General features: G+C 73.7%; 15 protein-coding genes. 3 read left to right on the top strand and 12 right to left on the bottom strand.

Annotated features, from left to right (window positions below):
- Window positions 1-197: 197 nt before the first annotated feature.
- Entirely contained in the window at window positions 198-5,723 is a 5,526-nt protein-coding gene (locus WMF27_RS47010; RefSeq protein ID WP_437762342.1) for a cellulose synthase, read from the bottom strand.
- Between WMF27_RS47010 and WMF27_RS47015 the strand changes: the two genes are divergently transcribed.
- Complete coding sequence (locus WMF27_RS47015; protein WP_437762341.1) at window positions 5,704-6,759, top strand: hypothetical protein; 1,056 nt, start codon at window positions 5,704-5,706, stop codon at window positions 6,757-6,759. The genes WMF27_RS47010 and WMF27_RS47015 overlap by 20 nt on opposite strands.
- A 223-nt stretch (window positions 6,760-6,982) precedes the next feature.
- Here WMF27_RS47015 and WMF27_RS47020 read toward each other — a convergent pair whose 3' ends face one another.
- Window positions 6,983-8,551, bottom strand: a complete 1,569-nt coding sequence (locus WMF27_RS47020; RefSeq protein WP_437762340.1) for a hypothetical protein — start codon at window positions 8,549-8,551, stop codon at window positions 6,983-6,985.
- Window positions 8,552-9,105: 554 nt separating this feature from the next.
- Here WMF27_RS47020 and WMF27_RS47025 point away from each other — a divergent pair.
- Window positions 9,106-10,014: a penicillin-insensitive murein endopeptidase gene (locus WMF27_RS47025; RefSeq protein ID WP_437762339.1), complete on the top strand. Its 909-nt coding sequence runs from the start codon at window positions 9,106-9,108 to the stop codon at window positions 10,012-10,014.
- On the top strand, window positions 10,011-10,949 hold the full coding sequence (locus tag WMF27_RS47030) for a DNA-methyltransferase (protein ID WP_437762338.1): 939 nt from the start codon (window positions 10,011-10,013) through the stop codon (window positions 10,947-10,949). Before WMF27_RS47025 ends, WMF27_RS47030 begins: the two co-directional genes overlap by 4 nt.
- Window positions 10,950-11,014: 65 nt before the next feature.
- Here the strand turns inward: WMF27_RS47030 and WMF27_RS47035 are convergent, their stop codons facing one another.
- From WMF27_RS47035 to WMF27_RS47080, 10 genes are all read right to left on the bottom strand, one after another.
- A complete protein-coding gene (locus tag WMF27_RS47035; protein ID WP_437762337.1) occupies window positions 11,015-11,620 on the bottom strand; it encodes an L-threonylcarbamoyladenylate synthase in 606 nt (201 codons plus the stop codon).
- Window positions 11,621-11,810: 190 nt separating this feature from the next.
- The gene (gene atpG / locus WMF27_RS47040; RefSeq protein ID WP_437762336.1) at window positions 11,811-12,782 is read right to left on the bottom strand and encodes an ATP synthase F1 subunit gamma; all 972 of its coding nucleotides are present in this window, start codon (window positions 12,780-12,782) and stop codon (window positions 11,811-11,813) included.
- Window positions 12,783-12,788: 6 nt separating this feature from the next.
- Complete coding sequence (gene atpA, locus WMF27_RS47045) at window positions 12,789-14,681, bottom strand: F0F1 ATP synthase subunit alpha (RefSeq protein ID WP_437762335.1); 1,893 nt, start codon at window positions 14,679-14,681, stop codon at window positions 12,789-12,791.
- Between the two features lie 117 nt (window positions 14,682-14,798).
- The gene (gene atpH, locus WMF27_RS47050) at window positions 14,799-15,341 is read right to left on the bottom strand and encodes an ATP synthase F1 subunit delta (RefSeq protein ID WP_437762334.1); all 543 of its coding nucleotides are present in this window, start codon (window positions 15,339-15,341) and stop codon (window positions 14,799-14,801) included.
- Window positions 15,338-16,339, bottom strand: coding sequence for a F0F1 ATP synthase subunit B family protein (locus tag WMF27_RS47055; RefSeq protein WP_437762333.1), 1,002 nt, complete (start codon window positions 16,337-16,339; stop codon window positions 15,338-15,340). The genes atpH and WMF27_RS47055 overlap by 4 nt, the downstream gene beginning before the upstream one ends.
- Complete coding sequence (locus WMF27_RS47060; protein WP_437714918.1) at window positions 16,336-16,818, bottom strand: ATP synthase F0 subunit B; 483 nt, start codon at window positions 16,816-16,818, stop codon at window positions 16,336-16,338. Before WMF27_RS47060 ends, WMF27_RS47055 begins: the two co-directional genes overlap by 4 nt.
- A 174-nt stretch (window positions 16,819-16,992) precedes the next feature.
- Complete coding sequence (locus WMF27_RS47065) at window positions 16,993-18,450, bottom strand: hypothetical protein (protein WP_437762332.1); 1,458 nt, start codon at window positions 18,448-18,450, stop codon at window positions 16,993-16,995.
- A 19-nt stretch (window positions 18,451-18,469) separates the two neighbouring features.
- Window positions 18,470-19,066, bottom strand: a complete 597-nt coding sequence (gene miaE, locus WMF27_RS47070) for a tRNA isopentenyl-2-thiomethyl-A-37 hydroxylase MiaE (RefSeq protein ID WP_437762331.1) — start codon at window positions 19,064-19,066, stop codon at window positions 18,470-18,472.
- Window positions 19,067-19,289: 223 nt separating this feature from the next.
- Window positions 19,290-20,675, bottom strand: a complete 1,386-nt coding sequence (locus WMF27_RS47075; protein WP_437943004.1) for an IS4 family transposase — start codon at window positions 20,673-20,675, stop codon at window positions 19,290-19,292.
- A 122-nt stretch (window positions 20,676-20,797) separates the two neighbouring features.
- Window positions 20,798-21,877 (bottom strand): hypothetical protein, encoded by a 1,080-nt coding sequence (locus WMF27_RS47080; protein ID WP_437762329.1) that lies wholly within the window; start codon window positions 21,875-21,877, stop codon window positions 20,798-20,800.
- Between the last annotated feature and the right edge of the window lie 801 nt (window positions 21,878-22,678).

A 22,678-nucleotide genomic window follows, 5' to 3' on the forward strand; every position in this document is an offset into this window, starting at 1 on the left:
AAACGCGCCTCGCCGAGCTCATCCGCCCCGGAACGCGCCTCGCCGAGCTCATCCGCCCCGGAACGCGCCTCGCCGAGCGGCGCGCGCCCGCACAGGAGACGGGCCCAGATCGGCGTTTTCGGCGCGCAGGCGTATTCCCATACGCCGAGCACCGAAAACGTCGAGATGGGCCCGTATCCGCAGCGGGCGCGTGCCGCTCAGACGGCGGGCCAGATGGAGCCAGCGCGCCGGCGCTCGGCGAAGGCCTCGGCCGAGAGCGCGTAGCGCAGCAGCTCGTTCGACACCGGGTGTTGAAGGAGCAGGCGCGGCTCCTCGGTCGAGCGGGCCATGTCGCGATCGTACCGGCGGAGGTAGTCGATCGCGGCCAGCGCGTCGCCGCAGAGCAGGTAGCCGGTGCGGTGCTCGCTCCGGCGCAGGCCGAGGACGAAGGCGCGCGCGTCGTACGACACCGCGACGTTCGACGCGAGCTCCTCGAGCATCTTGCGCTGGCGGCGCCCGATCGCCCGCTGCACGCCGGGGAGCATCTGCTGCGCGGCGTGCTCGCGCGGGGGCGAGATGGCGCCCGACCCGAAGCCGGGATCGATCGTGCGGATCGACGCCAGCAGCAGGCCGTCGGTGGCCTCGGCCGGGATCTCGTCGAGGAACGTGAAGCCGACCGCGATGCGGGCGAAGAGGCGGGCGAGCGCGAACGTCTGCTCGAGCTCCGGGAGCTCCATGAACGACGTCGGCGCGACGAGGGCAGGGGGATCACCCGGGAAGACGCGGGCGGCTCCTTGCCACGAGGGGACGAGGTAGAGCTCGAACGCCTCGACGCCGAGCGCGCGGCCCACCCGCTCGGCGAGATGCCGCGTCGGGTGGTTGTCGCGCGGGCTGATCCGCTCGCGCGAGCTGATGCCGAAGTTGCTCAGCTCGAAGCGGATCGCCTTCGCGGCGATCGGCGCGATCGCGAGCGCCACGTCGATCCACGGGCTCCGGGCCTCCGGGAGGAGCAGCCGGCCCATCTCGGGGCCCGCGAAGGCCCCGACGTACGGCGCCTCCGAGGGGACGCGCCGGCCCCTGAGCCGGGCCATGCGGTCCAGCGACACCTCGCCGAGGCAGGCGCGGACCTCCTCCACGGTGATCCGCTCCTCCGCGCGCCCGTCCTTGGCGAGCGCGGCCTCGAGCGCGGCGAGCGCCGGGCCGAGGTCCGGGAGCCGCGTGAAGACCTCCGGATCGGGCGTCAGGACGTCCCGCAGCACCTGGACCGCCTCCGCGTTGCGCCCCGCGGCCTCGAGCCCGCGGCCGAGCGCGGTGCGCGACTCGGGCGGCGCGCCCGGGAGCGCGACGGCCTGCTGGAGGCGCGCGAGCCCGTCGCGAGGCCGCACGAGCAGGGTCGACTCGAGCAGGCCGAGCGTGGTCAGCCAGCGCGGATCGGCCGGGATGCGGCGCGACTCGGCGACCTCGAGCAGCTGCGCGAGCGCCCTGGCGTAGGCCGCGGCGCCCTCGCTCGTGTCGACGCGGTACAGGCGGGCGAGCGCCACCCACCCGCGCGTGTCGCCGCCGGGCGCGCTCACGATCGCGTCGCACAGCGTGCGGACCATGCCGGCCGTGTCGCCGGCGTCGCGGTAGGCGTCCGCGAGGCGCAGGGCGGCCTCGACGCGGGAGCCCGGGTCGGGCGACAGCTCGACGAGGCGCCCCAGCGCGCGCAGCGCGAGCGCGTGGTCGCCGCGCGTGACGCCGAGCTTGTGCAGCCGCTCGAGCGCGGGCCGGTTCTGCGCGTCGAGCGACAGGACCGCCTGGAGCGCGTCCTGGGCGAGCGCCGGGTTCGCGAGCGGCCCCTCGTACAGGTCGGCGATCAGGAACTGCGCCGCGATCTTGGTCTCGGCGTCCGTCGCCGCGGCCACGGCGCGCTTCAGGGCGTCGCGCGCCTCGAGCCAGACGCGCTGCGCGGTGAGCAGCCGCGCGAGCAGGAGCAGCGCCGCCGCGTCGTTCGGGATCGCCTCGATGACCCGCCGGACGGCCGCGATGCCCACGCCGGCGTCGATCGCGCCCGGGCGCCCGTGGTGCTGCAGCACCGACCGGGCGATCTCCGTGCCGAGCAGCGAGATCGCCTCGCGGCTCGCGGCCTTGCCGAGCGCCTCGCCGAGCCGGTCGGTGAGCCGCTGGGGGTCGCCCGCGAGCTCCCTGGCGAGCGCGCGCGCCGCGGCCACGCAGCTCGGATCCGCGCGGAGCGCGCTCTCGTACAGCTCGAGCGCGCGCGCGCGGCCCTCGGGGGACGCGTCCTCGGCGGTGAGCTCCGCCGCGCGCACGAGGTGCATCGCGCGCGCGGGCGCTCCGAGGACGAGGTCGGCGAGCGCCAGCTGGGCCGCGATCACGCTCGCGCGGTCGCCGAGGCGCTGCGCGAGCCGATCGAGCCCGCGCGCCGCGATGACGCTCTCCGGCCACAGCCCGAGGGCGTTGCGGAAGCCGGCGAGCGCCGCGCGGGCGGCGGCGGGGTCCGCGTCGGCCTGCGCCTCCGCGAGGAGCGCCTCCTCGACGCTGTAGAGGGCGCGCGCGATGGGATCGGGCGTCAGCTCCCGGCTGTCGCGGATGGCGCTGGCGAAGAGGGCCTGCGCCCGCGGCGCGATCGGATCCGCGGGGCTCGCCTTGGCGGCGATGCGGAGGATCGCCATGTGGGCGGCCGCGTCGTCGGGCGCCTCCTTCACGATGCGCGCGAGCGCCTCGAGCGCGGCGCTCGGCCCGAGCTGCTCCTCGAGCGACGCGATCTCCCAGAGGGCGCCGCCGCGCGCGGTGGCGGAGGTGAACACGTCGGCCTCCGCGCGCAGGACGGTCGCGAGCGACGTCGGCGCCTCGAGGTGCCGGTAGAGCTGCTCCAGCATGCGGAGCGCCGGGACGTGGTTCGGCACCACCCCGACGAGCCCCTCCAGGATCTCGACGGCCTGGCGCGGGCTGCTGTCCGCGAGGACCAGCGCGAGGGAGATCCGGAGCGCGTGATCCACGAGCGCCGGCGGCTTGCGCTCGAGCCAGCGCGCGTACAGCCCCGCGAGCTCGCTCGCGATCATCGAGGCGGACATCCCCGGCAGGCTGGGCGCGCGGGCGCCGGTCGCGGGCCGCTGCGCGACGGGCGCGCCGAGGCCGACGCCGACGCCTGCGCCGCCGGCGCGGACGTAGATGCGCTCCATCGCGTCGAGGATCGCCGGATCGTGCTGGCCCGGGGCGAGCGCCGCGTCGGCGCGGGCGAGGAGGCGGAGGGCGTCCTGATCGCGCCCGAGGGCGAGCTCCTGCACCTCGGCCGCCTGGAAGAGCAGCCGCGCGTGGTCGTCGGGCCGCTGCGCCTCGTCGGCGAGCGAGCTGAGCACCTCGACGAGCTTCTCGTAGTTGCCGGTCTCGCGGAGGAGCCGCGCGATCTCGATCCGGGGCAGCGGGTGAGCGGGCCGCTTCCGCGCCGCCTCGCGGTACGACTCCACGGCGCTGTGCGGCCGCTTGAGCCGCCGCTCGTCGAGCCCCGCGACGTCGAGCCAGAGGCTGAACGCGGCGTCTCCCGCGGGGTCGCGCTGGATGAGCTTGAGCAGCGCGCGCCGCGCCTCCTCGTACCGGCCGGCGCGCTCGTCGAGGCGGATACGCGCGCGCAGCGCGTCGGGGTCGGCCGGATCGATCGCGAGCGCGCGATCGACCAGCGACGAGGCCCGGTCGCGATCGCCGAGCCTGAGCTCGGTGACGTCGGCGGCGCGCAGGAGGAGCCTGCGCTGCTCGCGCGGGCTGCTCGTGAGCTCGGCCTCGGCGCAGAGCGCGCGCGCGAGCCGCTGCGCGTCGCCCGCGCGCGCGGCGTTGCGCTGGAGCGCGAGGATCGCGGCGCGCCGCTCCGGGTCGATCGCGAGGATCTTCTCGATCTCCTCCACGGCGCGGGCGGGCTGGGCGAGCTCGTCCTCCCAGATGGAGACGAGCTTCTCGAGCAGCCCGATCTTGCGCGTGGGGTCCTCCGTCGCGCTCGCGGCCTGCGTGTACAGGTCGAGCCGCGCCTGCACGCCGCGCGGATCTTCCTCGACGGCCAGGGCGTCCGGCGTGAGCAGGGCGGAGAGCGCGTCGAAGACCGAGCTGTTGCCCGGCTCGATCGCCCACGCGGCGCGCAGGATGGCGAGCGCCTCGTCGCGCCGCTTCAGGTGGCGCTCGGAGATGTCCGCGGCGCGGAGCAGCGCCGCGACCCGGACGGGCGCGGGCCGGTCGGCGTTGGCGACGGCGGTCCACACCTCCACGCGCTCGGCGTGGTGGCCGAGGCGCTGGAGGGCGCGGTCGAGCCGCTCCCGCGTCGAGCTGTCCTCGGGATCGAGGTCGAGCGCGCGCGTCGCGTGGAGCGCGGCCTGCTCCGCGTCCCCGAGGGTGTCGTAGATCTCCGCGAGGCGGACGTGCTCGTGGATGATCGCCTCTTTGTCGGTGAGGAGCGCGAGCTCCTTCTGGCGCACGTTGGCGGCGAGCTCGAGCATGCCGTTCGCCTCGAGCAGGCGGATCAGCTCGCCGACCACGCGCCGCGCGGTCGGCGAGCCGGCCGGGGCCCGCGTCGACGCGCGCCGGAGGAGGGGCACCGCGTCCGCCGGGGAGCGGATCTTGTCGATGAGCAGCCGCGCCGCCGTGTAGAGCAGCCGCGCCGCGCGGTCGTCGTCGCTCTCGTGATCGGCCTCCAGGGAGAGCGCGCTGACGAGGCCGACGATGCCGTCGTGGTGCACGAGGTGGCGGCGGAGCGCCTCCCGCACGGGCCCAGGCCCTGGATCGAACGCGATCGCGCCCTCGAGGGACGCGAGGGCGAGCTCCGGCTTGTAGAGCTTCCGATCGAGCACGGCGGCGCGCTCGACGTGGACCCAGGCGGTGAGCTGGCCGTCGCCGTCCGGCCGCCCGCGCCCTGGGGCATAGGCGGCGGAGAGCCGGTCGAGGTGCGCGGCGAGGTCCTTGGCCGCCTGCTCGGCCCCGCGGGCGCTCTCGCGCCGGAGGGCGATCTCGAGCCCGCGCAGCGACGCGGCGTGGAGCGGGACGAGCCGCAGCGCCTCGGTGAAGGCCTCGCAGCTCTCGGGCGTCCGCCCGAGCGCCTGGAGCAGGCGGGCCCGCTCGGCGAGGAGGTCGGCCCGGAGCGCGTCGGTCTCGGCGACGCGGAGCTTGTCCTCGACGACCTCGAGCGCGAGGGCGAGCTCGGTGCGCGCGTCGAGCACGCGGTGGACCCGCGAGAGCGCCGGCTCGAGCGCGCGGGACAGCTGTCGAGCGCGCTCGTACGAGCGGCGCGCGGCGGCGGGGTTCTTGAGCACCCGCTCTTCATGGATGCCGAGCTCGACGAGGGCGCGCGCCGCGCCGACCGGATCGCTGCCCTTGAGCCGCTCGGCGCGCTGCTGGAGCTCGGTGGCGAGGTCCGGAGCGGCGAGCTGCGGGCTCTGCGCGGGCGCCTCGGGCGCGTTCGGCTGCGAGCGGGGCGCCGGAGGTGGCTGGGCGGGCGCGTGCGCGGCGCTCGGCGCGGGCGCATGCGCGGCGCTCGGCGCGTGCAGGACGGTCGCCGCATGCGCGGCGTTCGGCGCGTGCAGGACGGTCGCCGCATGCGCGGCGCTCTGCGCGGGCGCCGCGGCGCTCTGCGCGGGCGTGGCGCCCGGCGCATGCGCGGCGTTCGGCGTGACGCCCGGTACCGGCGTGCGCGTGGCGCTCGGGGTAGGCGCGCCGCCCGCCAGCGGCGCGCGTGGGGCGCCCGGCGTGGGCGCGCCGCCCGGCAACGGCGTGCGCGTGGCGCTCGGTGCGTGCGCGCCGCCCGGCAACGGCGTGCGCGTCGCGCTTGGCGCGGGCGCGCCTCCTGGCAACGGCGTGCGCGTCGCGCTTGGCGCGGCGCTCTGTACAGGCGCCGGCGCAGCGCTCTGTGCGGGCGCCGCCGCGGCGCTCTGTACGGGCGCCGGCGCGGGGCTCTGTGCGGGCGCCGGTTCGAGCGACTCGACCGAGATGGGCGTCGGAGACGAGCTCGGCTCGACCGAGATGGGCAGCGGCGTCGCGGTCGGCTCGACCGAGATGGGCAGCGGCGTCGCGGTCGGCTCGACCGAGATGGGCATCGGCGTCGTGCTTGCGTCGAAGGCGGCGATCGCCTGGGCCGCGCCGCCCGGCTGGGAGCCAGGCGCCGGCTTGCCCGCGCTCGCGGCGGAGCCTGGAGCGGGCTGCGTTGCGGCGCGGTTCGGGCTCGGCGGGCGCTGGCCTGGGCCGCGCGCCGGAGGGCGGGCCGGGCTGGATCCAGGGGGCGCCGTCCTCTTGTTGGACGCTCCTGGAGGCATCGGCGGCGGTGGCCTCGACGGCGGCGCCAGCGACGGCGGCGCCGGCGGCGGCCCGCTCGCGACGCTACCGTCTTTGCGGCGGATCAGCGGCGGCGGTCTGCTCGGCACTGGCGGCGGTACGCTCGGGGCCGGCGTCTTGTTCGGCCCTGGCGGCGGCGCGCTCGGCAGCGGCGGCGGGCTCGAGGCCAGCGGCGGGCTCGGCAGCGGCGGCGGGATCGAGGTCAGCGGCGGGCTCGGCAGCGGCGGCGGGTTCGGCGGTGGCAGCGGGCTCGCGGCCGCCGGCGGCGGCTCGCCGCCTGCCGGTGCGCTCGCGGCCGCCGGCAGCGGTTCGCCGCCTGTCGGCGCGCTCGCGGCCGCCGGCAGCGGCTCGCCGTCTGCCGGCACGCTCGCGGCCGCCGGCAGCGGTTCGCCGTCTGCCGGCGCGCTCGCGCTCGACGGCGCGCCGAGCCTCGACGTGCTCGTGCCGACGAGCAGCGTCTTCGCGCCGGGCTGAGGTTGCGCGCTCGCGCGCGTCATTTGAGCGTTGTCGGCGTTGGCTTCCCAGCCACCTTCGTCCGGCGATCCGGACAGGCTCGGCAAACCAGGCCGGCGCGACGCTTCGTGTTGCGGATCGTCCCCGTGGGCCACCGCCGCGGATGCTACACATCCACGCGCCTTCAATCTACAGTCGATGCGCCTGCTCGCTGGCGTCGCGTGCTTACCGATACAGGGGCGACCTACTTGTTGAACGGTGCTGTCGGCGCGCAGCGCAGCAAGGCGAGCTTCATCGCTTTTCCGGCCGGGTGCGCCACGAGCAGCGCCTCGGCGGAGGCGGCGATCGGCTCGCCGCGCCCGAGGGCCGGCTCGGCTTGCAGCCCGCCTTCGAGCTCGCCCCTCGCGGTGAGCGCCGCGAGCTGCGTCGGGCCGGACGCGTTCGCGATCGCGAGCCATGCCGCTGCGCCCGCGGCCTTCGCCGGATCCTGCCCGCCCGGGCCTCGAGCGCCGGGGAGGAGCGCCGGCACCCCGGCGCTCAGGCCCAGCGCGGCCTCGGGCGGGGCGTCCTGCTCGCGATCGCCGCCGACGAGCACGTGCGGCTCGCTGGCGCCGCCGAGCCGCACCAGCACGGCGCTGATGCGCCCTCCGATCGAGCCGCTCGGGGTGTCGTCGTCCCGGAAGGCGAGGATGAGCCCGTCGTCGTCGCCGAGCGTCAGGTCGTACGCGAGCACGTGTCCGTTCTTGGGGGTGACCGCGCGGGGCGTCGCGGTGAGCGCGCCCGCCTCGTCGAGGGGGACCACCTCGAGCCACTGGTGGGTGATCGTCTCGCCTGCCGCGGCGGTGTCCTCGTCGCCGTCGTCCTTCTTCGCCGCGGCCTTTCGCGCCGGCTCCTCGGCGCGCGCGATGTACGCGAGCCAGTAGCCGCCCGGCCGGCCGAGCACGCGCGGCATCTCGGCGTCGGTGCTCGGCTGGGAGACCGGGCGGGCCGACGTCACGGAGCGCAGCGTGCCCACGTCGGCGGAGGCGAGCATGATCCGCGATCGCTTGCCGTCGCGGGTCACGTCGTCCCACACGATGACCGCGCGCTCGCCGGACGCGGCGATGTCGAGCGCGAGCGACTCGTCCCGCCCTTCGGCGAGCTCGGCCCCCCACGTCACGTGGTCCCCTTCGACCCTGGCGACCTTGATCGCGCGCCCGCCCGCGTTCGGCTCGAGCATCGCGGCGAGGATCGCGCCCCCGGCGCCTGCGACGACCGGAGGATCCATGTCCCCGCGCGATCGCGCGAGGCGGACGAGCTTCCCCTGGGCGCCGTCGGCCGAGAGCGTGGCCACCATCGCGACGGTCCCGCCCTCGGCTGCTCGCTGGGCGCCCACGGCGAACCCGCCGGAGAACGTCGTCCCGCGGCCGACCTCGACGGCGAACGGCGCGATGTCTTCAACGCTGTCCGCGCCGCCGCCCCCCGCGCCTTCCTCGGCCCCGCGCGCGGCCGGCGGTGCGTCGCCGATGACGAACGGCGGCGGGCTCGCGGGCGTGCAGCGCGGGGGCGTCGGCCGCGGCGCCGCGCCGGCATCGTCGGCGTCGCTCGGGGCGGACGCCGCGGGGGTCGCGCTGGGCGGCGCGGGCGCGTCGCTCGTGGCGCCTCCCGGCGTGGAGCAGGCGCGCCACACCACGAGGCCGCCGACGACGAGGGCGACGGCCAGCGCGCCCTTCCAGGCGACGCCCTCCGGCTCCTCCGCTGGCGGCGGCTGTCGAGCTGCGCCCGTGCTCCCCTGGCTGGTGTTCCGCTGGGTGGCGCGCTGGTCGGGATCCATGGGGCGTGGGTGTTAGCGCTGATCGCTCCGCGAGGGCAGGGGGAGCGTGAGCCGCGCAGCGCCGCGTTTCCAGGGGCCTTGTTGCGGCGCCAGATCCGTGTGGCCGTTTGACCCCCTCTGCGTGGCCCGACGCGACGCCGGTTAGCGCGCGCTGAGTGGCGCGGATATCCATCGATGCTCGATATCAACCATCGAGGGACCATTTCGGGGCGCAGGGCCCTGCGAGTTCACCTCCGCCAGGAGGACGAGCGATCACCGAAACAGCCATCTTGTTCCCGACCCCGGTGTGCGTTTGAACCAGGCCGATCGTGTCCACGACGGGCCTCCCGACACGGTCCCTCCATGGATAGTCGACGACGTGAACGACCATGGAGAGCGCGCGCACAGGCGAGCTCATCTGCGCTGCCGGCTGGACCCACGATCGCGGCGCGCGCCGCGCTCCGGGCGCCCGGGTGAGCCGAGAACTTCCCCTCCGCCGCCCGCGAGGCTAACGAGCGGCTGTCAGCTTCGTCCGTCCGGTGCCTGGCGCCGCGGCCCCCCTCCCTTTCGTCGTGATGCCCAGCCGTCCTCTCCTCGCCACCTTCCTCCTCGGGCTCGTCGCGCTCTGCTGCGCGGCCTGCGTCGGCTCCTCGCCCACGCCGCTCGCCCCTGCGCTCCGCGGCTCGATCGGCGTCCCGCACCACGGCGTCATCACCGACGCCGTCGAGCTCCCGAAGCAGGGCCCGGGCTACCGGCTGCTCCGCAGCAACGGCATCCGCTGGGGGACGGCGGGGCTGGTCGCCGCGGTCCAGCGCGCCGCGGCGGAGGTGGCGCTGGCGCGGCCGGGTAGCGAGCCGCTCGTCGTCGGCGACCTCTCCGCGCGCTACGGCGGCGCCACGCGGGGGCACCGGTCCCACCGCACCGGGCGCGACGCCGACCTCTTGCTCTACGCGCTGACCCCGGACGGCCGCCCTGTGCGCTCGCCGGGCTTCGTCGCGTTCGGGCCGGACGGGCTCGGGCGGATCCGCGATGGCGCCGAGGAGCCCGCGTCGCCGCGCGCCGGCGCGCCGCAGTACGTCCGCTTCGACGTCGAGCGGGAGTGGCTGCTCGTGAAGTCGCTCGTCCGCTCGCCCGACGCGCATGTCCAGTGGCTCTTCCTGGCCCGCTGGCTCGAGGCGCTGCTCATCGAGTACGCCCGCGCGCTCGGCGAGGATCCGGAGCTCATCTGGTATGCCGAGAGCGTGCTGCTCCAGCCGCGCGACAGCACGGCGCACGCCGATCACATCCACCTCCGCGTCGCGTGTACGCCGGACGAATCCCTCTCCGGCTGCCTCGGCGGCGGCCCGCAGTGGCCGTGGCTCCCGGCGGTGCCGCAGCTCATCGCGCCGTCGGACGGCGACCTCGCCGCTGCGTTGCTCGACGACCTCCTGCCTGGAAGCGCCGCCGCGGGCTCTCGCGTGGCGGCTCCCGACAGCGCGCTGTGAGCCACCTCCTGGCGCACGGCGACGCGGCCGACGTCTGCGCGGCGCTCCCCGCGGACGTGCGGTTCGATCTCGTCTACCTCGATCCTCCGTTCGGCGTCGGGACGACGATGACCGCGCGGGCGGCGCGCGGCCAGGCGCGCGGGCGGCGCAGGCCGGAGAGCGGGCCCGACGCGTACGACGATCGCGCGAGCGCCGACGCGCTCGTCGCGATGCTCGCGCCGCGCCTCGCGGCCATCCGCGATCGCATGACCGAGGGCGCGACGCTGTACCTGCACCTCGATCACCGCGCGGTCCACGACGCGAAGATCGCGTGTGATCGCCTGTTCGGCCGCGGCGCCTTCCTCGGCGAGATCATCTGGGCGCCCGGCAACGGCGGCCGGGGCGCGCGCGGCTTCTCCGTCACGCACCAGACGATCCTCCTTTACGCGCGCGCCGCGGGCGAGCGCGGCCAGGTCGTCTACAACGCCGCGGATCCGATGCTCCGCGAGCCGTACGCCGAGACCAGCCTCGCGATGCATTTCAAGCACCGCGACGAGGAAGGCCGCCTGTACCGCGAGCGGATCCTTGGCGGCAAGGCGTACCGGTACTATGCCGACGAGGGCCGCCGGCTCGGGAGCGTGTGGAGCGACATTCCCGGGATGGTCGCCAACACCCCGCTGCGCCGCGAGGCCACCGGCTACCCCACGCAGAAGCCGGAGCGGCTGCTGGAGCGCATCGTCCGCGCGTCCTCCGCGCCCGGCGCGACCGTCGCCGACCTCATGTGCGGCAGCGGCACCGCGCTCGTCGCGGCCGCGCGCCTCGGCCGCCGCTTCGTCGGCGGCGACCGGAGCCCGCTCGCCTTCGCGACGGCGCGGGAGCGGCTCGACCGCGAGGGGATCGCGTACACGGCGTACGACTCCGTTCCAGCCGCGGACAGCGAGCCGGAGCATCCCTGACCGGGCCCTGTCGAGCTCCCGCTCCTCGGGCGGGGCAGCTCGGATGCCCCCTCCCTCTCCCCTGCTCAGACCAGATCGTCCGTCGGCCCCGCGCCCTCGCGGACGATCTGCACCTCGCCCTGGCTCAGGTCGATCACGGTCGTCGGCACGGCCCCGCCGGTCCCCGCGTCGAGGACGAGCGCGAGCCCCGGGAACCGGTCATCGATCTCCCCAGGATCGATGATCGGATCCTCCCCAGGAGGCGCCGCGGTCGTGCTGATGAGCGGCCGCCCGAGCGCTCGGACCAGCGCGAGCGCGACCGGGTGGTTCGGCACGCGGATGCCGACCGTCTTCTGCTTGAGGTGCACGTACTTCGGCACCTCGCGCGTGGCGGGGAGGATGAAGGTGTACGGCCCGGGCAGGAAGCGCTTCAGGATGCGGTACGCCTGGTTCTCGACGATCGCGTAGCGCGCGATGTCGCTCAGATCCGGGCAGATGAACGCCAGGTTCTTGTTCTGGCGCATCCCCTTGATCTGGTACACCCGCTCGATGGCCGCCTTGTTCATCAGGTCGCACCCGAACCCGTACACGGTATCGGTCGGATAGCCGATGACCTCCCCCTTCTGAATGAGATCGATCGCTCGCGCGATCTTGCGGGGTTCCGGGTGATCGGGGTTGATGGGCTGGAGCACGGGAACGCAACCATGGGGCCGCCCGGTCGGCTTCGCCAGTGCTGGCTGCTCGGATGCGCGGCCAGCGAGGGGCAGCCGGAGGGCGGCGCTGAGGGTGAAGAGAGGCGGGGCGAAGCCCCGAGGCTCGAGCCGATCGCTCGCACGACCGGCTCGATGCGGCGACCGGAGATCCCGGCGGCGGCGCGGCTCGCTACTCCTTGAGCGCCTCGCTGCCGCCGATGATCTCCATGAGCTCCTTGGTGATCGCCGCCTGACGCGCCTTGTTGTACTCGAGCGTCAGGTTGTCGATCACTTCCTTGGCGTTCTTGTTCGCGGCGTCCATCGCTGTGAGCTTCGCGCCGAGCTCGCTCGCCATCGACTCGTAGAGCGCGCGCAGGATCGAGATGTCCACGTACATCGGCACGAGCCGCTCCAGGAGCGCGCCCTTGTCCGGCTCGTAGAGGAACTCCGGCGCCGCGGAGGGCGCGCCGTGGCCGCCCTCGTCCCCCTGCTCCTGCTCGTTCACCGGACCGCCGGCGGGCGGCAGGAGCCGCTCGACGACGACCGTCTGCGTGATCGCGCTCTTGAACTCGTTGTAGACGAGGTAGATCGCGTCGACCTCGCCCTTGTTGAACGGGGCGAGGAGCTTCGCGCCCACGGCCTGGGCCGTCTCGAGGTTGAGCTTGTCCCAGACCCCGGCCAGGTACTCGAGGATCGGGGCGCCGCGGCGGTTGAAGTAGTCCCGACCCTTGCGGCCGATGATCGCGAGCTGGACCTCCTGGCCCGCCTCCGTCCGGCTCTTCCACTCGCGCTCGGCGCGCTTGTTGATGTTGGTGTTGAAGGCGCCACAAAGTCCGCGGTCGCTCGTGAGCACCACGAGCAGCACGCGCCGCTCCGGACGGGTCACGAGCAGCGGGTGCAGCGCCCTCTCGCCAGCGGCGAGCGCGCCCGCCTCGCCCTCCGCCCCGATCCCCTCCGCCGCGAGCGCCTCGGCCGCGGGAGCCGCGTCGCGCGTGATCGCCGAGAGCACCTCCTGCACCTTCACGGCGTAGGGCCGCAGCTCGGTGATGCGCTGCTGCGCCTTGTTGAGCTTGGCGCCCGCGACCATCTTCATGGCGCGGGTGATCTTCTGCGTCGATTTGACGCTGGAGATCCGCTTGCGAATGGACTTGAGGCTGGGCACGGCTGCCTACTTTTCCTTTGCCTTCGAGGCGCTCTTCCCGTTCTTCGACTTGGCCTTCGGCGCAGGCGCCTCCTCCTCGTCGTCGCCCGCGCCGTCCTCGTCGGCCGCGGTCGAGGCGCCGGCCGCTTCCACCGCGAACCGCTTCTTGAAGGTGTCGATCGCCTTCGTCATCCGGGACTTGAGGTCGTCGTCGAGGACCTTCTTCTCGCGGATGTCCACGAAGATCTGGGGGTGCTTCGCCTCGATGAACTTGTAGAGCTCTTCCTCGAAGCGTCCGAGCGAGCTCACCGGCAGGCTGTCGAGCAGGCCCTGCGTGCCGGCGTAGATGATGAGGATCTGCTTCTCGACCGCCAGCGGCACGTACTGGCCCTGCTTCAGGATCTCGGTGAGGCGCGCGCCGCGCTCGAGCTGCGCGCGGGTCTTCGCGTCGAGGTCCGAGGCGAACTGGGAGAACGCGGCCATGGCGCGGTACTGCGCGAGGTCGAGGCGGAGCGTGCCGGCGATCGACTTCATCGCCTTGATCTGCGCGTTGCCGCCGACCCGGCTGACCGAGATGCCGACGTTGATGGCCGGGCGGACGCCGGAGTAGAAGAGGTCGGCCTCGAGGAAGATCTGCCCGTCCGTGATGCTGATGACGTTCGTCGGGATGTACGCCGACACGTCACCCGCCTGCGTCTCGATGACCGGCAGCGCCGTGAGCGAGCCGCCCGACTTCGGATCGCGGACGATCTCGTAGTCGCTCGCCTTCGCCTTGTCCGAGAGCTGCTGCTCGAGCTTCTTGATCTCGTCCTTCTTCTCGTCCTTGCGCGCCTGCTCGAGCTTCTCGAAGAGGGCCCCGTCGATCGTCTTCCAGAGCGAGTCCTTCGCCGAGTGCATCCCGTGCGCCCCGACGTGCGCCTTGCCGTCGACGCCGCGGTACGAGGCGTCGCCGCCCTCGATCTTCGTCCCCTTCGACACGACGTAGAAGATGTCGGCCATCTTCGCGGCGCGCTCGAGGAGCCGGGAGTGGAGGTAGAAGACGTCGCCCGGGTACGCCTCGCGGCCCGGCGGGCGGCGGAGCAGGAGCGAGAGCTGGCGGTACGCGACCGCCTGCTTCGACAGATCGTCGTAGATGCACAGCGCGTGGCGCCCGCTGTCACGGAAGTACTCGCCGATCGTCACGCCGGTGTACGGCGCGATGAACTGGAGCGGCGCGGTCTCGCTCGCCGTCGCGGCGACGATGATCGTGTACTCCAGCGCGCCGTGCGCATCGAGCTTGTCCACGACCTGGCGGACCGTCGACAGCTTCTGGCCGATCGCGACGTAGACGCAGATGACGCCCTTGCCCTTCTGGTTGATGATCGCGTCGACGGCGACGGCGGTCTTGCCCGTCTGCCGGTCGCCGATGATGAGCTCGCGCTGGCCGCGGCCGACCGGGATCATCGCGTCGATCGCCTTGATGCCGGTCTGCATCGGCTCGGTGACCGGCTGGCGCTGGATGATGCCGGGCGCCTTCACCTCGACGCGGCGGCGCTCCTTCGTCTCGAGCGGCCCCTTGCCGTCGATCGGCATGCCGAGCGCGTTCACGACGCGCCCGAGGGTCGCCTCGCCGACGGGCACCTCCATGATGCGCCCGGTCCGCTTGACGGCGTCGCCCTCCTTGATGGAGCTCGTGTCGCCGAAGATGGCGGTGCCCACGTTGTCCTGCTCGAGGTTCAGCACGAGCCCCATCAGGCTGCCGCCCTCCGAGCCGGTGAACTCGACGAGCTCGCCGGCCATCGCGCGGCTCAGGCCGTGCACGCGGGCGATGCCGTCGCCCACCGTGAGCACGGTGCCCGTCTCGGTGACCTGAGCGGCCTTGTCGATATTCTGGATTTGCTTCTTGATGATCTGGGAGATCTCTTCGGCGCGGAGCTGCATGCGGAGTCCTCTGTCGGGAGACGCTTGGGGCTGCGGAGTCAACGTCGTCAAGGTCGAGGGGGCGCTGAGCGCCGGGCCACGACCCATCATGAAACAGGGGGGCTTGCTCGCGTCCCCTCAGGTCCTGAGCAGGTTGTCACGGAAGCTCGACAGCCGGGTCCGGAGGCTGCCGTCGATCACCTGATCGTCGATCTGGGTCACCACGCCCGCGATGAGCGAGGGATCCTGCTTGTGGGTGACCGAGATCTTCCTTCCGGTCGCCTTCTCGAGCTCGGCCCGGAGCCGGTCGAGGTAGCTGTCGCTCAGCGGGCCCGCGCTCGTCACCACGGCCCGGGCGACGTTCTGGTCCCGATCGACGAGGAGCGCGAGCTGCCGCGCGATCTCGGGCAGCGCCGCGAGCCGCCGGCGCCGCGCCAGCAGGAGGAGGGTGTTCTTCGTCACGTCCGAGAAGGCGGCGCGGCCGCCGATCTCGCGGAGCAGCTCCTCGCGCGAGGCCTCCGGGATGAGCGGGTTGTCGAGGACGAGGCGGAGCTCCTCGCTCGCCGAGTACATCGCGCTGGCGTCCCCGATCTCCCTGGCGAGGGCCGCGAGGGTCCCGGTCTCCTTGCCGATCTCGAAGATCGCGCGCCCGTAGCGTCGGGCGACGGACTCGTAGCTCATGTCGCTGCTCCGGTGGTCTGGGCTCCGCGGCGCGCGCCGGCGGAGACGGCCGCGGGGATGGCCTTCAGGTACTCTTCGTTGACCCGGTCGAGGTCCTGCTGGCCGATGCGCTGCCGGAGCAGCTCCTCGGCCGCGGCGACGGCGTTCTGCACCGCCTCCTGGAGGAGCATGGCGCGCGCCGCCTTGAGCTCCTGCTCGGCGCGGAACTCGGCGTCGCGCCGCATCCGGACGCGCCGCTGCTCCGCCTCGGCGAGCACGTGGGCCTTCTCGACCTCCGCCTGCGCCGCGTGCTCGGCCTTGAGCTCGGCGAGCGTCTCCTCGAGCCGCGTGAGCTTGTCCTCGTACTCCTCGAGCCGCTGCTCGGCCTCCTTCTTGAGGCGCGACGCGTTGTCCAGCTCCTGCGTGATCGTCTGCTTGCGCTTCTTGAGCGCCTCCGCGATGGGCTTCCTCCCGAAGCGGACGACGATGAGCGCGAGCAGCCCGAAGTTCAGGACCGACGCGAGGAACGGCGGCGGCTCGTTCTTCGGATCGCAGGGGTTCTGCTCGTTGTTGTAGCGCCAGAGCAGCGCGTTGATCCCGCCCTTCGCGGCCGCCTCGTTGTTCACGCCGATGAGGCCGTGCCACCAGTTGACGTGCGGCGGAGGATCCGTCGGGCCGTGCCCGGGGCAGTGCCCCTCCCCGTGGGAGGCGTGCTCGGGCTGCGCGGGCGGCGGCGTGGGGCGGGCGCGGCCGGGCTGCATGCCCGGCGGCCGGAGACCGTGCCCCGGCGGGAGCTGGCGGCCGCCCGGCCCGAGCGGCCGGCCGGGCTGCGCGTCGCGCAGGCGCTGCGGCGCCTGCGGCGAGCCCGGCTGCGCCTGGGCAGGCGACGGGATGGGCGGGTGCCCGGGGGGCAGCGCCGGGTCGGAGCCCGGCGGCTGCGTCTGAGCCAGCGCCGTGCCGGCGGCGAGCGCCGCGGCCAGGCCGAGCGCGAGCGAGGAGCGGCGGAGCGGCTTCTTCACTGGCGCACCTCGCGGCCGAGCATGCTGGCGGCGATCTCCGCGGCGAGCGCGGGCTGGGCGGCGGAGAGCTCGCCGCGCATGCGGGCGACCTCGGCCGCGATCTTCGCCTTGCTGTCCTCGAGGATGCGCGCCGTCTCGGCCCGGGCCTCGGCCATGATCTGCGCCTCGATCTTCGCCGTCTCGGCGCGGAGCCGCTCTCGCTCGATCCCGGCCTCGCGCCGGACCTTCTCGATCTCGGCCTCGTAGCGGGTGAGCAGCTCGCCGGCGCGCTCGTCCATCTCGCGCGCCTCCCGCTTGGCGCCGTCGGTGCGCCGCTCGCGCTCCTCGAAGACGCGGAGCAGCGGATCGAACAGGAGCGGCTTGAGCACGACGACGAACGTCGAGAACAGGACGACCTGCGCCAGGAACGTCAGATCGAAGTCGACGGCGATGGGGCTGGCGCCGGACGCGAGGAGTGGGTGCATTGCGTTCGGGTTCACGGGTGCTTGTTCGGCGACGAGGGCGGCGCAGCGCGAGCCGCTCGCTGCCCCACGCCCCCCCGGGGGGGGCGATTTCGCGAGCCGGCACTAGCACGTGTCAGTCAAAGCTGGAAGGGTTCTCGCAGAGCGGACGAGCCCCTCTTTGACCTCACGTCTCCTGGCGACGCGCCCGCGCTACAGGCTCGCGAGCGAGCGCGTCATCTCTCCGAGGCCCGCCTCGAGATCGCCCTCGCTGGCGCGCGGCGCCGGCGCGCGTGCGCCGTCCTCGTCGCGGATGGCCTCGGCGGCGCGCGGATTGCGGAACCAGTCCTCGTCGAAGCGCTCGATCAGGCCGCGCCGATCGCGCGCGGCCAGGAGCGCCCCGGCGAGCCGGACCGCCGCGCCGGGATCGAGCGCCGGGACGACCCCGGCGAGCGCTCCCGGGATCGGCGCGCCGAGCGCGCGCGCTGTGGTCTCCTCGAAGCGGTCGCTCCGATCGCGCGAGGGCCGGAGCAGCACGTGCCCGCCTCCGTCCTGGCCGGCGCCGAACACGAGCGCCACGGTCGCGGCGTCGAGGCGCAGCGAGAGGAGGAGGCTGCGCGCGGTGGCGCGCGCCTGATCGAGCGCGCGGCCCCGGCCGAGCCCGAGCGCGCGGGCGCAGAAGACGGGGTCGGCGACGAGGCCGCCGAAGAGCGCGGCGCGGCGCGCCTGCCGGAGATCGAACGGCGCGTGGGAGAGCGCGAACGGCCCGCGCGCCCCACCACGCGCGAGCGCCGCGCCGAAGCGGGCGAGCGCGCGCGCGAACGACGCGGCGCCGAGCGGCCGCGGCAGCGGTCCGAGATCGATCGCGACGCCCTCGGTCAGCTTCGTCGCGCGGAACAGCTCCTCGAGCCACCGTGGGCCGAGCCGCGCTGGCCACCCCGACGCCGCGTCGCGGCCGACGGCGCGCCCGAGCGCGGCGTGCCAGGTCGGCTCGGGCTCGATCACCGACTCGGTCCGGCGCAGCAGCGCCTCCGCGGCGCCGATCGCCGCGCCGGGAGGGTCGCAGGGGATCTCGATCGCGCGAAGGCCCTCCTCCGCGAGCCGCCGCGCCGCCTCGTGCCTCCGCTCGACGAGGACGCGGGCGGCGTCGGCGACCGCGCCGGCGCCTCGGGCCAGGGCCTCGGCGACGATCTGCCGTCCGGCGCTCGTCGGGTCGGCGAGCAGCCGGAGCCGCGCCTCGTGCGGCGACATCCGCGCCGGCTCGGGCAGGTCGATCGTGAGCAGCGGCGCGTGCCAGGCCGCGGCGAGCCGGACGCGGTCGGCCCAGACGACGCGCTCCAGCGTGAGCGCGTAGACCCAGTCGGCGAGGGGGGCCGCGAGGCCGGTCGGGTCCGGCGCGGCGGGCGGCGTCGGGCTCGCGAGCCCGAGCTCCGCGCCGAGGCCCGGGGTCTTGCCGGTGAGCTCGAGGTAGGTCGTCCGCGAGCTGACGCGCCGGAAGGGATCGAGCGGGTTCTCGAGCCTGGCCCTCGCCTCGGCGGCGCTCGGGCCGTCCTCGTCTGCGGCGGGCGGGGCCGGACCGCGCCGGGCGAGGTCGCCGTGCGCCGCGCGCCACGCGCGCTCCGCGCGGGCGACGTCTCGGTCGAGGCGGAACAGATCGATTTCCATGCTCATGACGCCATTTACCCGTGCATTACCCGTGCACCGCGGGTGCCGTCCCGAGCCGCCCGGCGATCTCGCCCTCGGCGCGCGCGAGCTCGGCCAGCCGGCCCCGGGTGGCGCCCTCGTCGCCGGCGACCTCGACGGCGAGGTCGACCAGGGTCCGGTAGTGCCGGGCCTCCGACGCGAAGAGCTCCTCATAGAGCGGCGCGAGCTCGTGCTCGCGCGCCGCGAGCCCGTCGGCGAGCAGCCTGAAGCGCTCGCAGGAGCGGGCCTCGATGATCGCGCCGACGAGCAGCCGATCGATGAGCGCGGCCCTCGCGTTGCGCGCGCAGGTGCTCGAGGCCGCCTTGCGCAGCTCGCTCGCGTAGACGTCGGTCTCCGGCTTGCCGAGCGCGAGGCCGCGCTGCTCGATCACGTCGAGCAGCGCGCGGAAGTGCCGGAGCTCCTCCTCGGCGAGGTCGACGAGCGCCCGCGCGAGGCGCGGGAGCGACGGCCAGCGCGCGGCGAGGGACAGGGCGTTCGACGCCGCCTTCATCTCGCAGTGCGCGTGATCGGTCAGGAGCGCCGGCAGATCGGCGAGCGCCACGTCAGCCCAGCGTGGGTCGGTCGGTAGGGTCAGGCACAGCACGCAGGGCCGACCTAGAGCAGGCGCGGCGCGGCGAGAAGGGGGAGCCGGGCTCCGAGGTCGGCGCGGCGGGCCCCGTCGTGTCGTGCCGCGGTGTCGCTCCGGTCGCCGTTGCTCTACGGCGCCCGCCCCTGGTACGAGCGTCGCAGAGCGGCGGTCTCCCGCACAGGAGACGGGTCCAGATCGGCGTTTTCGGCGCGCAAGCGCACTCCGGTCTCAGGATTGATCATATTTCCCCCACCTCCCTCGCGGCGCTCCAGCCCTGGACGAGGGTGAGGAGCTGCTCGTAACCACGGCCCAGGGTCTGCCAGCCGGGCTCGCCGTTTCGCCGCAGGTGTCCGCCGAGCCCGGCGATTGCCAGGAAGGCATCGCGGGCCGTGGCGTTCTCGGGCAGGGGCTTGCGCGCGAAGACCCGCAGCACCTCGAGCTGGGTGGGCGTGAGCACGGCGGTCGCGGGCTGCTCCGGAGCGCGCCGAGCCTCGCTGCGCAGCAGCAATAGCTGCCAGGCGATGGGCGCGAAGAGCGCCAGCACGTTGCGCAAGCCGTGCAGGTCCTCGATCTGGCGCTTCTCGTAGGCGCATCCGGTCTTCAGGGCCTTGAAGAACTCCTCCACCATCCAGCGCGCCCGGTACCAGTCGACCAGCTGCGTCAGCTGCTCGACGGACTCGACCGGCTCGCTCGTGAGCAGCACCCACTCGACCGGCGCTTCGCCCGGCGGCGGCTCGAGCTCCCAGACGCGTACGACCTGGAGCGAGAGCGTCGCAGGCAGCTCGCGCGGCTGGGATCTCGGTCGCCGCAGGGTCACGCGCGTGCTTCCAAGAGCGAGCTTGGCCAAGCGTCCTGCGCGCGGAGGATGCAGCCGTTTCTGTTGAGGGCTGCGATTGCCCGCCGGCCGCGGCGAAAGCTCTACCTCGCGTACGGCCACCGCTTGAACATGCGCGAGCGCCTGCTCGAGCTTGGCCTCCTCTCCGAGGGCGTCAGCCTCGACGAGGCGATTGTGCGCGAGCCGAATCACGAACCGATGCCGTGCGCTCAACAGCTGCGCGAACAGGCCGTAGTCGTCTCCTTCGCGGTCCATGACGTGCACCACATCGTGCGGAGCAGCGCCCAGGGCCGCGACTCGCTCCACCTGCTCTCCCCAGCGGTCGTGCTCGTTGTCCGTCGTGCCGTCGTCGCGCACGTGCGTGCTCAGATCGAGCACGCCGAGCGGGCGGCGCGTTCCATCGCCGCTGACCGCCAGCGTGAAGTGGGCGAAGAACGTCTGCCCCGAGGAGCGCAGCCGTCCGAGCCCCTGCCGCTGGCCGTCGGAGCGGAAGGAGAGGGTCGTGGTGTCATGGATGGCGAGCACGACCGGCTCGGCCTCCATGCGCGCGAGGGTGGCGCGCACATGCGGAGCCAGAATCGCCGCGGGCGTGACGGCGTCGTTGCCGAAGAAACGGTACGCCGCCTCCAGCTCGCTGTCGGACAAGAGCGAGGGGAAGCTCTTGTCCGGCGCCTGCGCCAGCTTCTGCACCAGCTTGCTCTGGCGCTTCGAAAGCCGCGCATCGCCGAAGTGCGCGTCGCTCATCTCCTCGGCGAGTGCCGCTGCGTGCTCTGCTGCAGGTGAACCCATCCGCAGCTTTGATCACGTCGCCCAGTACACATCAAGCGAGATGTGTAGGATCCTGAGACTCCGGTGCGCTGAGCACCGAAAACGTCGAGGTGGGCCCGTATCCGAAGCGGGTGACCGCCGCTCTAGAAGGTGTCGGACGAGCCGCGGGTCAGCCCGCTCGACTCGAGGTGGTACGCGAGCCCGACCACGAACGTGGTGGGTCCTCCGCCGGCGAGCGCCCGCCGCACGGTGCCCTCGACCGCGAACTGGGTCCCCACGTAGGCGAGGCCGAACGACAGCGCGTGCTGGTCGGCGCCCTGGTCGAAGCGGTAGCCGGCGCGGAGCGGGAAGTGATCGGCGACGAGGTACTCGCCGCCGGCCATGAAGCGGAAGGTGGTGTCGCGGTAAGAGTTGAGGTCGGCGAGCCCGTCGACCTCGATCGAGAAGTCGGCGGTGCCGAGCCCGATGCCGCCGCCGACCGTCGTGGGGAGCAGCCCGTTGTCCGGGTAGGTGAGGTTCTGTCCGACGACCGCGATGTGCAGGCTGTCGGTCGCCTTGACGGTGAGCGCGGCGTCGAACGTGAACTCGTCGACGAAGGCGTGCCGGCCGACGAGCTTCCCGTTCTCCCACGCGCGCAGCCCGCCCGAGACGGAGCTGTCGCCGAGGCCGCCCTCGACCAGGGTCCCGTCCTGCGTGATCTTGGCGTAGCGGCCGGTGAGCCCGACGAAGACGCGCTCGGTGAGGGGGTAGGCGAGGCCTGCCCGCGCGTCGAGGTAGGAGCGCTTGATGCCGCCGTCGTCCATGTCGATGAAGCCGCCCACGAAGGAGAGCGCCCCGGCGAGCTTGCCGGTGACCGAGTCGACGACGGCGCCGCCGTAAGCGTGCCGGCCGGCCTCGGGGCTCCCCTGGAAGAGCGCCTGGAGGTGGTAGACCCGGGTCTCCACCATGGCGGACGGGTTGAGGAAGACAGCCGACGTCCCGTTCCCGAGGGCGCGCAGCGCGCCCCCGAAGGCCGCGGCGCGGGGCGTCTCGTTCTCCCCATAGGCGTAGGCGAGCTGGGGCGGCAGCTCGTCGGCCGCCGCCGGCGCCGCGGCCGACGCCGCCACGAGCGCGCCTGCCGCCGAGAGGGCCCTGGCCCGCCAGGCGGCCGCCGCCCGGCGCGACGCCCCCGAAGGCCGCTGCGCCAGGAATGCCCCCCTTGTCAACCGGATCCCCGACGACATCGCCTCGCCATACCGCACACCTGGACCCGGGGGGCAAATTCTCGGCTCCTGAAAACCGGTGAACCTCGGTCGCTCTGCGCTGGACGAACTCCGTCTTCCTCAAAAAGCTGGAAAACCCGCCACGTCGAGCCTCTTGACGACGAGATGAGCGGGTTTTGCTCTGCAATCGTGAGCGCGTCGTAAAAATCACCGCCCCGCGTCGGGAGTTTTGGCGCCTCGTGTCCGGCAGCCAGAGCTCGGTCGACGCGAAGCCGGCTTCGCAGTGTGTCAGGGACTGAATTTATAACAATACTATCGGATACTTGAGCCAAGTTTCGCAGTTGGGGATAGACGCCCGGACTCACCCGGTGCTACCTCCGATTCGTCCTCGGGGCGGTTCCGTGCCGCACCGGGTCCTCCAAAGGGTGGCCTCGAAAGGGGCGCTGCGGGTTACCGAGCTCTGTGAGGCGGTATGGGGGACGGCTGTGCCGATCTGTCTTTCAATGCGATGGACCTCGACGCGACGGCTGTACCCCCACCTCGATCGGCGAGCTCGGCTGCAGCCGGGCCGGGCCCAGGTACAGGAGGGCTGTACTGTTCACCCGCAGCTGGCGGGAGCATGCGGACGATTCCCCGAGGACGAAGCGGCCGTGGGCGGACTGTTGAAAAGTCGACACGCCCTTCGATTACATTCAGAATAACATAGAGATCTCCAGGAGTTAGAGGCGAGTCCTCGCTGTGAGACCTGTGGATAAGTTGGGGGCGACGGTTCTTTCGGTCGCCCCCGAAACCTATTTTCGTGGAGCGGACTTCAGAGCAGCG

The sequence above is a fragment of the Sorangium sp. So ce281 genome, assembly GCF_051527395.1.
Taxonomy (GTDB): Bacteria; Myxococcota_A; Polyangia; order Polyangiales; family Polyangiaceae; genus Sorangium; species Sorangium cellulosum_B.